Source organism: Rhizobacter sp. P2_D12 (assembly GCF_056404395.1).
In genome coordinates, this window is the sequence record NZ_JBFUEB010000141.1 from 1 (window position 1) to 12,581 (window position 12,581).

At 73.4% G+C, this 12,581-nt stretch carries 5 protein-coding genes; all 5 read left to right on the forward strand.

What is annotated here, in order from left to right:
* The first annotated feature begins 441 nt into the window (after positions 1-441).
* Positions 442-681 carry an MbtH family protein gene (locus AC1DYN_RS29010; RefSeq protein WP_477965637.1) on the forward strand — a complete coding sequence of 80 codons (240 nt, stop codon included), beginning with the start codon at positions 442-444 and terminating at the stop codon, positions 679-681.
* Positions 681-1,403 carry a thioesterase II family protein gene (locus AC1DYN_RS29015; protein ID WP_477965639.1) on the forward strand — a complete coding sequence of 241 codons (723 nt, stop codon included), beginning with the start codon at positions 681-683 and terminating at the stop codon, positions 1,401-1,403. Before AC1DYN_RS29010 ends, AC1DYN_RS29015 begins: the two co-directional genes overlap by 1 nt.
* A complete protein-coding gene (locus AC1DYN_RS29020) occupies positions 1,400-2,332 on the forward strand; it encodes a TauD/TfdA family dioxygenase (protein WP_477965641.1) in 933 nt (310 codons plus the stop codon). The genes AC1DYN_RS29015 and AC1DYN_RS29020 overlap by 4 nt, the downstream gene beginning before the upstream one ends.
* A 5-nt stretch (positions 2,333-2,337) precedes the next feature.
* The gene (locus AC1DYN_RS29025) at positions 2,338-7,506 is read left to right on the forward strand and encodes an amino acid adenylation domain-containing protein (protein ID WP_477965643.1); all 5,169 of its coding nucleotides are present in this window, start codon (positions 2,338-2,340) and stop codon (positions 7,504-7,506) included.
* On the forward strand, positions 7,506-12,581 hold a 5,076-nt coding region (locus tag AC1DYN_RS29030; protein ID WP_477965645.1), incomplete at its 3' end, for an SDR family NAD(P)-dependent oxidoreductase. The genes AC1DYN_RS29025 and AC1DYN_RS29030, both read left to right, overlap by 1 nt.

A 12,581-nucleotide genomic window follows, 5' to 3' on the forward strand; every position in this document is an offset into this window, starting at 1 on the left:
CTGCTTTCAAGGCCCGTCGCCGAAACTCCCGCCGCTCGCTGCGCTCGCTGTGGTCAAACAGTCGGCGACAAGTCAGTTTCACGAAGCGTGCTGGCGCACGCGGGCCTTGAAAGCAGCCAGCTCCGGCGCTCCATCCTGATTGGCGCGCCCCAGCCTGCCCGCACGCGCCTTTGCCGAACTGGCGGTGTCGTGCGAACAACCCGGATTGGCATCCGGGCTACGGGAATTGKTAGCCCGGATGCCAATCCGGGTTCGGAGCAAGCGCAGCGAAGCGCACATCAAGCAACGCGCCGGGGAACTGGCTTTGCCAGGCCCCTGACGTGGCGCCCCTTGGGGACAGGAGCGATAGCGACTGGGGGCTGAACAAACTCCGAGCTGGCTCGTCATGAAAGGCAGGGCGCACGAATGCGCACACCCTTCATCCACCGCACGGGCCACGCCATGTCCACCAGCTGCTTTGACCGCGAGGACGAAACCTTCGTCGTCCTCGTCAACCACGAAGACCAGTACTCGCTCTGGCCGCACTGGAAGGCCGTGCCGCAAGGCTGGACCGCGGTGCCCGGCGTCAGCGGCGACAAGAAGACCGTGCTGGCCTGGGTCGACGCGGCCTGGACCGACATGCGCCCGCAATCGCTGCGCCGCTGGATGGACGCGCAGGCGGCCACGCCGACGGCAAACTGATGCAGGCGGCGCGCGTCACGCTGCTGTGCCTGCCCTGTGCCGGCGCCAGTGCCGTCATGTACCTGCGCTGGCGGCGCCTGCTGCCCGAGTGGGTGCAGGTGCTCCCGATCGAGCTGCCGGGGCGCGGCATGCGGCTGGGCGAACCGGTCGTCGAAGACTTCGAGGCCCTGGTCGATCGCCTGTGCGACGAGCACGCCGCCTCGTTCACCGGCCGCTYCATGCTGTTCGGCCACAGCATGGGCGGGCTGCTGGCCTGGGGCCTCGCGCACCGGCTGCACGCGCTGCAGCGCGCATTGCCGGCGGCCCTGTTCGTCTCCGGCTGCCCGGCGCCGACACAGCGTGACCCGCTGCGCTTCGCGCACAAGGACAGCGATGCGCAACTGGTCGCCGACCTGCGCCGCCAGGGCGGCACGCCCGACGAGGTGTTCGAGAGCCCCGAGATGCTGCGCATCACGCTGGACGCGCTGCGCGCCGACTACCGCGTCTGCGCCAGCGTGCCCGACGCGCCACGCCCACCGTTGACGATGCCGCTGCATGCCTTCGGCGGCCGCCAGGACGAGATCGCCGCGCCGCGCATCGCCGCGTGGCGGCGCGAGGCGCGCACGCTGTTCTCGCTGACCTGGCTGGACGGCGGACATTTCTTCATCCGCCAGAGCGAGCCGCTGCTGCTGGCCGCGCTGCTGCGCGAGATGCAGGCGCTGCGATCGGAGGCCTTCGCATGAAGCCGACCCTGCCGGTGCTGCTGACGCCGTCGCGTCCGGGTGAATCCTTGGTGGACGCCTTCCCGCGGCTGCGCGCCGACATCGATGGGCTGCTCGCGACCGTCGGCGGCGTGCTGCTGCGTGGCTTCGACGTGCCGTCGGTCGAGGCCTTCCGCGGCTTCGCCGCATCCTTCGGCCACCCGCTGCTGGGCTACGAGTTCGGCTCCACGCCGCGCAGCGCGGTCGGTGGCGGCGTCTACACCTCCACCGAGTACCCGGCCGACCAGCACATCCCGCTGCACAACGAGCAGGCCTACACCCGCGAGTGGCCGATGAAGATCTGGTTCCACTGCGTCACCGCGGCACCCGAAGGCGGCGAGACGCCGATCGCCGACAGCCGCGCCATCCACCGCCGCATGCCCGAAGCGATCCGCCGCCGCTTCGAACCCGGCGTGCTGTACGTGCGCAACTACGGCGAGTTCGACCTGCCGTGGCAGCAGGTCTTCAACACGACCGACCGCGCCGCGGTCGAGGCCTATTGCGCACGCCAGGGCATCTCGTTCGAATGGAAGGCCGACGGCGGCCTGCGCACCACGCAGCTGTGCCAGGCCACCGCGGTGCACCCGCGCACCGGCGAGACGGTGTGGTTCAACCAGGCGCACCTGTTCCATGCGTCCAACCTGCCGGCCGACGTGCGCGAATCGCTGGAGGACCTGCTGGGCGCCGAACACCTGCCGCGCACCACCTGCTTCGCCGACGGCTCGCCGATGCCCGATGCGCTGCTCGACGAGGTGCGCGCGGTGCTGGCCGCCGAGACCGTGACGTTCCGCTGGCAGGCGGGCGACGTGCTGATGCTGGACAACATGCTGGCCGCGCATGCGCGCGCGCCGTTCAAGGGCCCGCGCAAGGTGGTCGTCGCGATGGCCGAGCCGCACGGCCACAAGGACTGACAATGATGGACACCTCCTCACCGCGCAACTTCGTCCTGCACCTGCGCCGGCTGGCCGACACGCGATCGCACGACACCGCGCTGGTCATCGTCACGGCCGGCGACGACGGCCGCGCGCGCGACACGCCGATCGCCTATGCCGAGCTGGACCTGCGCGTGCGCGCGCTGGCGGCACGGCTGCAGCGCCGCTTCGCGCCCGGCGAGCGCGTGCTGCTGTTGCTGGGCAACGACGACCGCTACGTCGTCGCGTTCTTCGCCTGCCTGTACGCCGGGCTGATCGCGGTGCCGGTGTTCCCGCCCGAATCGGCGCGGCCGCAGCACCTGGCGCGGCTCGTCGGCATCGCGCAGGATGCGCAGCCGCAGGGCCTGCTCGCCACGCCCGCGGCACTGTCGCGGGTCGGTGACGCCATCCCGGGCTGCGCGACGATGGTGCTGGACGGATCGGAAAGCAGCAGCGGCGCCGACCTGTGGCGCGCGCATTCACCGCATGACGGCGACATCGCCTTCCTGCAGTACACCTCCGGCTCGACCGCGGCGCCCAAGGGCGTGATGGTGAGCCACGGCAACCTGATGGCCAACGAGCGGGCTATCGGGCAGGGCTTCGAGGTCGGGGCCGACGACGTCTTCGTCAGCTGGCTGCCGCTGTACCACGACATGGGCCTGATCGGCGGGCTGCTGCAGCCGCTGCACCGCGGCATCCCGGCCGTGCTGATGGCGCCGCAGTTCTTCCTGGAGCGGCCGGTGCGCTGGCTGGAGGCGATCGCGCGGCACCGCGGCACCATCAGCGGCGCGCCGGACTTCGCGTTCCGGTTGTGCCTGGATCGCATCAAGGACACGCAGGTCGCGGCGCTCGACCTGTCGAGCTGGCGCGTCGCGTTCTCCGGTGCCGAGCCGGTGCGGCACGACACGCTGCAGGGCTTCGTCGAACGCTTCGCGCCGGCCGACTTCGATGCGCGGGCGCTGTTCCCGTGCTACGGGCTGGCCGAGGCGACGCTGTTCGTCTCGGGCGCAAAGCGCGGGCAGGGCATGCGGGCGCCGTCGTTCGACGCGCAGGCGTTGGCGAACGGCCTCGCGCAGGCGGCCGGCGGCGACGACCCCGACGACGCGGTCACGCTCGTCAGCTGCGGTCGCGTGCCGCCGCTGCACCAGGTCGAGATCGTCGATCCGCAGACGCTGCGGCCGCGGCCCGACGGGCAGGTCGGCGAGATCCACGTGGCCGGCGCCAGCATCGCGCAAGGCTACTGGCAGCGCCGCGAGGAGAGCGAGGCCACGTTCATCGAGCGGGCCGGCCGGCGCTGGCTGCGCACCGGCGATCTCGGCTTCGTGCAGGGTAGCGAGCTCAGCGTCACCGGCCGGCTGAAGGACCTGGTCATCGTGCGCGGCCAGAACGTCTACCCGCAGGACATCGAGCGCGCGATCGAGGCCGAGGTCGAGGCCGCGCGGGCCGGGCGCGTCGCGGCGTTCGCGGTGCAGCGGCCCGACGGCGGCGAAGGCATCGGCGTCGCGCTTGAGGTGTCGCGCGGCCTGCAGAAGCGCCTCTCGGTCGACGCGCTGGTCGAGGCGCTGAGCCGCGCCTGTGCCGGCGTCTGCCGCGAGCCGGTGTCGGTGGCGCTGCTGCTGAACCCGGGCGCGCTGCCGCGCACCTCCAGCGGCAAGCTGCAGCGGCGCGCCTGCCGTGAAGGCTGGCAGCGCGGCACGCTGGATGCGTTCGCGGTGCGCGAAGGGGCGCAGGCGGTCGCGGCCGGGCCGCTGGACGACATCGAGACCGCACTGGCCGGGCTGTGGCAACAGGTGCTGCCGCGCGCGGTCTCGCCGGGACGCGACACGCCGTTCTTCGCCGCCGGCGGCAACTCGCTGAGCGCGGTGCAACTGGCTGCGCGCATCGGCGAGCGCTGGGGCATCGCGTTCGCGCCGTCCGACGTGTTCGCCTTTCCGACGTTGGCCGACCAGGCGCAGCGGGTGCGGCAGGCGGGCGACCTGCCGCCGATCCCGGTGCTCGATGCACAGCGCCGTGCCGGCCCGCTGCCGCTGTCGCATGCGCAGCAGCGCCAGTGGTTCCTGTGGCAGCTCGATCCGTCGAGCACGGYCTACCACGTGAGCCTGGGGCTGCGCCTGGCCGGTGTGCTGGACACCGAGGCGCTGCAGGCCTCGCTCGATGCGCTGGTGCGCCGCCACGAATCGCTGCGCACCACGTTCGAGCTGGCCGCCGACGGCACGCCGGTCCAGCGGATCCACGCGATGCTGCCGGTGCAGCTGGCACAGGGCGACCCGGGCGCGCAGCCCTTCGACCTGACGCGCGGCCCGCTGTGGCGCGTGGGCGTGCGGCAGGTCGCCGAACGCGAACACCATCTGTGGGTCGTGATGCACCACATCGTGTCCGATGGCGCATCGATGCAGTTGCTGGTCGACGAACTCGCGAGCGGCTACGCCGGCACGTCGGCAGCGCCGCCGCCGCGCGTGCAGTACGCCGACCACGCCGCCTGGCAGCGCGAGACGCTGGCGGCCGGCGAGGCCGCACGCCAGCTGGCCTGGTGGCGCGAACAGCTGGCCCACGACGGCGCGGCCGAGCCGGTGCTCGCGGTGGCCACCGACCACCCGCGCCGCCCGCAGGCGAACTACCGCGCCGCGCGCCACGCCTTCGAGCTGCCGCACGCACTGTGCCAGGGGCTGGACCGGGCCGCGCCCCTGCACGGCGCGACGCGGTCGATGCTGCTGCTGGCCGGCCTGCAGGGGCTGTTGCACCGCTACACCGGGCAGGCCGACGTGCGCATCGGCGTGCCGTTCGCGAACCGGCAGCGCGCCGAGGCCCAGGCGCTGATCGGCCTGTTCGTCAACACGCTGGTGCTGCGCAACCGCGTCGGCGGCCGGCTCAGCCTGGCGCAGCTGGTGGCGCAGGCGCGCGACGCCTCGCTGGGCGCACAGGCCCATCCCGACCTGCCGTTCGACCAGCTGGTCGAGGCGCTGCAGCCCGAGCGCAGCCTGAGCCACAGCCCGCTGTTCCAGGTGATGTTCAACCACTTCGGCGAAGACCCGCGGGCGCTGGCGCGGCTGCCCGGGCTCGCGGTCGAGGCCTTGCCGCTGCCGCCAGCGGGGGCGCAGTTCGAACTCGCGCTCGAGGTGCGCGAGCGCCCCGACGGCCCGCTGGCGTTGTCCTTCGTCTACGCCGCCGAGCTGTTCGATGCGCCGACGATCGAGCGCCTGGCGACGCACTACGTCGCGCTGCTGCAGGCCATCGTGCAGCAGCCGGCGCAGGCGCTCGGCGACGTCGACCTGCTGTCGGCCGGCGAGCATGCGCAGTTGCGCGACTGGGGTGTCGATGCGCAGCGCTTCGACGAGTGGCTGCCGGTGCACCGGTCGTTCGAGCACCAGGTGCGCGCGCAGCCGCAAGCGCCGGCGCTGGTCTTCGCCGGCCAGGTGCTGAGCCGCGCCGAGCTGAACGAGCGCGCCAACCGCCTCGCGCACCGCCTGGTTGCGCTGGGCGTGCGCCGCGAGACGCTGGTCGGCGTCGCGCTCGGCCGCTCGGTCGAGATGATGGTGGGCATCCTCGCGATCCTGAAGGCCGGCGGCGCCTACGTGCCGCTCGACACCGAACTGCCGGCCGAGCGCCTGGCCTGGATGGCGGCCGACAGCGGCGTCGCGCTGCTGCTGGTGCAGGGCGCGGCGCAGCCCGCGGCCGGCGTGCCGGTGCTCGCGCTGGACACGCTGGACACCACCGCCGAGCCCGCGCACGACCTGCAGGTCGAGGTGCACGGCGAGCAACTGGCCTACGTGATCTACACCTCCGGTTCCACCGGCCAGCCCAAGGGCGCGGCGGTGCGGCACCAGGCGCTCGCGAGCTGCATGGCCTGGATGCAGCAGGCCTACCGCCTCGATGCGGACGATGCGGTGCTGCACAAGGCCGCGTTCGGCTTCGACGTCTCGGCCTGGGAGATGTTCTGGCCGCTGACCACCGGCACGCGGCTGGTGCTGGCCGAGCCGGGCGAGCACCGCGATCCGGCGCGCCTGGCGCGGCTGATCCTGGCGCAGCGCGTCACGACGCTGAACTTCGTGCCGGGCATGCTGCAGGCCTTCCTGCAGCAGCCGCTGGTGCGCGGCGGCGACGGCCGGCTGCCGCTGCGCCGCGTCGTCGTCGGCGGCGAGGCCTTGCCGGCCGAGGTGCAGAAGGAGGTCGCGCAGCGCCTGCCGCAGGCCACGCTGTACAACCTCTACGGCCCGACCGAGACCACGATCCACGTGACGCACTGGACCTGCCGCGCCGACGGCCGCAGCCAGGTGCCGATCGGCCGGCCGATCACCGACACGCAGGCGCGCGTGCTCGATGCCGACCTGAACCCGGTGCCGGCCGGCGTGCCCGGCGAGCTGTACCTGGGCGGCGTGAGCCTGGCGCGCGGCTACCTGAAGCGCCCGGCGCTGACGGCCGAGCGCTTCGTCGCCGACCCCTTCGATCCGCAGGGCGGGCGCCTGTACCGCACCGGCGACCTGGTGCGCTGGAATGCGCAGGGCCAGCTCGACTACCTGGGCCGCATTGACCACCAGGTGAAGGTGCGCGGCTTCCGCATCGAACTCGGCGAGGTCGAGGCGCAACTGCTGGCCCGGCCGCAGGTGCGCGATGCGGTGGTGCTCGCAAGGCCCGGCCCGGCCGGCATGCGCCTGGTCGCGTGCGTCGCGCCGCATGCCGGGCAGCCCATCGACGCCGCCGCGCTGCGCCGCGAGTTGGGGCAGAGGCTGCCGGACTACATGGTGCCGGGTGCGATCGCCGTGCTCGACGCGTTGCCACTGACGCCGAACGGCAAGGTCGACCGCCACGCGCTGCCCGAGCCGGTGTTCGACAGCGACCAGGCCTTCGTCGCGCCGCAGGGCGCGGTGGCCGAAACGCTGGCCGCGATCTGGCGCGAGGTGCTGGGCGTCGAGCAGGTCGGCCTGCACGACAACTTCTTCGACCGCGGCGGCCATTCGCTGCTGCTGGTCCGCGCGCACCGGCTGCTGCAGGAGCGGCTGGACCCGGCGGTGCAGCTGGTCGACCTGTTCAAGTACCCGACGCTCGATGCGCTGGCGCAGTGGCTGGCGCAGGGGCCGGCGACCCACACCGCCGCGGCCGATGCCAACGATGAACGGGCCCGGCAACGGCGCGCCGCGCTGCTGCAGCGTCGCCGGCCCACAGAGAGGATTTCCTGATGCTCACTCTGCAGACGACCGGCATCGAGGTCGCGATCGTCGGCCTGGCCGGCCGCTTCCCCGGCGCGCCCGACGTCGACAGCTTCTGGCGCAACATCCGCGACGGCGTCGAGTCCGTGACCCGCTTCAGTGACGACGAGTTGCGCGCGCGCGGCGTGCCGCAGGCGACGCTGGACGACCCGTCGTTCGTGAAGGCCGGCGTGCGACTCGACGGCATCGGCCTGTTCGACGCCGGCTTCTTCGGCTACACCCCGCGCGAGGCCGAGCAGCTCGACCCGCAGCAGCGGCTGTTCCTCGAATGCGCGTGGGAGGCGCTGGAACACGCCGGCCACGCGGCCGAGCGCATCGACGTGCCGGTCGGCGTGTATGCCGGCGACGGACCCAACCTGTACCTGATGCAGCACCTGCTGCCGTCGCTCGGCGATGCGGCCACCGGGCAGATCGCCGAGCTGCTGAGCCTGATGAGCGGCAACTCGCCCGGCTCGCTGTGCACCCGCGTCGCCTACAAGCTGAACCTGCGCGGCCCGGCGGTCACGCTGCAGACCGCGTGCTCGACCTCGCTGGTGGCGGTCCACACCGCGTGCCAGGCGCTGCTGGCCCGCGATTGCGACATGGCGCTGGCCGGCGGCGTGTGGCTGAACCTGCTGCAGGACGGCGGCTACCGGCACCAGGCCGGCGCGATCCTGTCGCCGGACGGCCATTGCCGCGCCTTCGATGCGCAGGCCGCCGGCACGCTGATCGGCAGCGGTGCAGGTCTCGTGGTGCTGAAGCGCCTGGACGATGCGCTGCGCGACGGCGACACCGTGCATGCGGTGATCAAGGGCTCGGCCGCCAACAACGACGGCGCGGACAAGGTCGGCTTCACCGCACCCGGCGTGCGCGGCCAGGCCGACGTGATCCGCGCCGCCCAGCTGGTGGCCGACGTGCCGGCCGACAGCATCGGCTACGTCGAGGCGCACGGCACCGGCACGGTGCTCGGCGACCCGATCGAGGTGGCGGCGCTGACGCAGGCCTTCCGGGCCGGCACCGCGCGGCGCGGCTTCTGCGCGCTCGGCTCGGTCAAGACCAACATCGGCCACCTGGACGCGGCGGCCGGCATCGCCGGGCTGATCAAGGCCGTTCTGGCGCTGAAGCACCGCACGCTGCCGCCGAGCCTGAACTTCGAGCGGCCGAACCCGCAGATCGATTTCGCGGCCAGCCCGTTCCGCGTCGACACCGAGGCCCGGCCCTGGCCCGAAGGCGCGACACCGCGGCGCGCCGGGGTCAGCGGCTTCGGCATCGGCGGGACCAACGTGCACGTGGTGCTGGAAGAGGCGCCGGCCGCGGAACCGGCCCGCGACGACGGCGACTGGCAGGTGCTGCCGCTCGCGGCACGCGACGAGGCGGCCTTGCGCATGGCGCGGCAGCGCCTGGCGGCCCACTTGCAGGCGCATCCGGAACAGGCGTTGGCCGAGGTCGCGCACACGCTGCAAGCCGGGCGGCAAGCGTTCGCACGCCGCAGTGCCGTGGTCGCGAACGCGCCGGCGCTGGCGGCGCAGATGCTCGAAGCGCCCGAGCCGGCCGGCCCGCCGGTCGGCCAGGCGCCCGAGCTGGTGTTCCTGTTCCCGGGCGGCGGCGCCCAGCACGCGCGCATGGGCGAAGCCCTGTACCGGCGCAGCGCGCTGTTTCGCGGCGAGATCGACCGCTGCTGCGAGCTGCTGGTGCCGGAACTCGGGCTGGACCTGCGCGAGATCCTGTACCCCGCCGAAGCCGACGAGGCGGCGGCGCAGGCGCGCCTGGCCCGCATCGAGCTGACGCAGCCGGCGCTGTTCGTCATCGAGTACGCGCTGGCGCGCTGGTGGATGAGCCTGGGCGCAACGCCGTCGCTGATGATCGGCCACAGCCTGGGCGAGTATGTCGCGGCCTGCCTGGCCGGCGTGTTCCGGCTCGAGGATGCGCTGCACATCGTGGCGGTGCGCGGCGGGCTGATGCAATCGCTGCCGGCCGGTGCGATGACGTCGGTGCCGCTGGCCGAGGCCGAGCTGGCGCCGTGGCTGGGCGACGGCTGCGACCTCGCGGCGGTCAACGGCGAGCAGCTGTGCGTGCTGGCCGGGCCGGTCGACGCGATCGAGCGCGTGGAGGCGCGGCTGCGCGACGCCGGCCACCCGCCGCGCCGGCTGCACGTGGGCATCGCCTCGCATTCGGCGATGGTCGAACCCATCGTCGCCGAGCTCGAGCGCACGATCGCCGCGGTGCCGCGGCAGGCGCCGCAGCTGCCGTTCATCTCCAACGCGACCGGCCGGACCATCACCGCGCAAGAGGCGGTGGACCCGCATTACTGGGGCCGCCACCTGCGCGGCGCGGTGCGCTTCGTCGACGGGCTGCGCGCGGTGTTCGCGGTGCCGGGACGGGCCTTGCTCGAAGTCGGCCCGGGTGCCACGCTGTCGGGCCTGGCACGCCAGCACCCGGCCAGCGCGGCGGCACGCGGAATCTGGGCCAGCCAGGCGCATCCGCAGCAGCAGGCGCGCAATGCGCAGCAACTGGCGGGCACGGTGGCTGCGGCCTGGGTGGCCGGGGTCGCGATCGATTGGGATGCATGGCGCGAAGGTCCTGCACCGCGGCGCGTGCCGCTGCCGACCTATGCCTTCCAACGCCAACGCTACTGGGTCGAGGCCGGCGAGCCCGCCCAGTCGGCCGGCGACATCTTCTACGCACCATCCTGGCAGCGCACGGCACCGACCGAGCCGGCCGATGCCGCGCCCGGCCACGTGCTGGTGCTGGGCCAGGTCGACAGCATCACGGCCAGCGTGCTGGCCCAGCTGCGGCGGCGCGGCGCACGCGTGTCGTTTGCGCAACCGGGGGCGCGTTTCGAGCGCGGTGCGGCGCAGCAGTACAGCGTGCGGCCGGCCGAGCGCGCCGACATCGAGGCCTTGCTGCGCGCGCTGCAGGCCGACGCGCCGCTGACCCGCGTGCTGCACCTGTGGAGCCTCGGCAACGAGTCGCTCGACACCGGTTACCTGGGCCTGCTCGCACTGGCGCAGGCGCTGGAGGCGCATCCGGCGCCGCTCGCGCTGACGGTCGTCACCGACGGGGTCGAGGACGTCACCGGGCTCGAGCCGCTGTCGCCCGGCAAGGCGACGCTGCTCGGCATCGCGAAGGTGATGGGCCAGGAGCTGCCACAGCTCGCATGTCGCGTCGTCGACGTGCAGTTGCCGGCACCCGAGAGCGAGGCCGAGGACCGGCTGGCGCAGCGCCTGGTCGACGAGGTCGGCAGCGACGACGCGGTGGTCGCATGGCGCGGCCCGCACCGCTGGATCAAGCGCTACGAGCCGCTGCCGGGCGGTCTGCCGGTCCGCCAGCGGCTGCGCCGCGGTGGCGTCTACCTGGTCACCGGCGGGCTGGGCGGCGTCGGGCTGGCGCTGGCGCGCCATCTCGCGTCGGCCTGGCAGGCGAAGCTGGTGCTGCTGGGGCGCACGCCGCTGCCTGTGCGCGCCGAGTGGGAGCGCCTGGCGAGCGATGAAGGCCAGCCGGTGGTGTTGCGCCGCCGGCTGCAGCAGCTGCTCGCGCTGGAAGCGACCGGAGCCGAGGTGCTGACGCTCGCGGCCGATGTCAACGACGCGGGCCAGCTGCGCGACGCACTCGCGGCGGTGCACCGGCGTTTCGGCCCGGTGCAGGGTGTCGTGCACGCGGTCGTGCAGCCGGGCCGCGGCATGATCGCGCAGCGCACGAAGGCGCTGGTGGAAGCCGCCTTCGCGCCGAAGATCCAGGGCACGCAGGCGTTGCTGGCGGCACTGCGCGGCGAGCCGCTGGACTTCGTCGTGCTGTGCTCGTCGGTCGCGAGCCTGATCGGCGGCCTGGGCCGCAGCGACTATGCCGGTGCCAATGCCTTCCTCGATGCGCTGGCCGTCGCGTCGCGGCGTGCCGAGGGGCCGCCGCTGTTCTCGGTCAACTGGGATGCGTGGCGCGACGTCGGCATCGCGCTCGACATCGACATGCCCGATGGCGTGGGCCTGGACGAGCGCAGCGGCGTCGCCGCCTTCGAGCGCATCGTCAACGGGCCGGACCTGCCGCAGACGGTGGTGTCGGTGACGCCGCTGCAGGCGCGGCTCGGCGCGCTGGGCACGGGCCTGCTGGACGCGATCGGGGAGCTGCCGGCCGCCCCGGCGCGCAGCGGCCACCCGCGGCCCGTGCTGCCGACCGCGTATGCCGCGCCTGAAGGCGCGCTGGAGGACAGCCTCGTGGCGCTGTGGACCGAGCTGATCGGCATCGCGCCGATCGGCCGCGACGACAACCTGTTCGAGCTGGGCGGCGATTCGCTCTTGGCGATCCGCCTGCTGGCGCGGGTGCGCAAGGCGCACGGCGTCGAGCTGCATCCGGCGGCGTTCTTCAAGGCGCCGACGCTGGCCGCGCTCGCGGCCGCGATCGGCGGCCAGGCGCAAGCGTCCACGGCGATCGCGCGCAGCACCACCGGCGCGGTGGCGCCGATGTCCATCGCGCAGCAGGGCCAGTGGTTCCTGTGGCAGCTGGCGCCGGGCAACACCGCGTACCACGTGGGCGGCGGGCTGGGCCTGTCCGGGCCGCTGGATGTGCCGGCGCTGCAGCAGGCGCTGCGCTCGCTGGTGCGGCGCCACGAGGGCCTGCGCACCGTCTTCCGCGAAGGCGAGGGCGGGGTGCTGGAGCAGGTGGTGCTGGAAAAGGTCGACATCGACCTCCCGTCGATCGACCTCGCCACGCTGGACGACGCGGCGCGCGCATCGCGCCACCGCGAGACGGTGCAGCAGGTCGCGCGCAGCGCCTTCGACCTGCGCCGCGGGCCGCTGCTGCGCGGCGCGCTGCTGCGCACCGCTCCCGGCGAGCACCAGCTGCTGCTGATGCTGCACCACATCGTCTGCGATGCCTGGTCGGTCGAGCTGATGCTGGACGAGCTGGCGCAGCTGTATGCCGCGGCGCTCGACGGGCGCGACGCGGCGCTGCCGGCACCCGAGATCCGCTACGCCGACTTCGCGGCCTGGCAGCGCCAGTGGCTGGCCGACGGCGAGGGCGAGCGGCAGCTGGCCTGGTGGCGCCGGCAGCTCGCGGCGCCGCATGCCGTGCTG

What these genes read in the sequence shown, in the direction of transcription:
- AC1DYN_RS29020 (WP_477965641.1), top strand. Translation starts at nt 1,400, where the DNA reads ATGAAGCCGACCCTGCCGGTGCTGCTGACGCCGTCGCGTCCGGGTGAA.
- AC1DYN_RS29010 (WP_477965637.1), top strand. Translation starts at nt 442, where the DNA reads ATGTCCACCAGCTGCTTTGACCGCGAGGACGAAACCTTCGTCGTCCTC.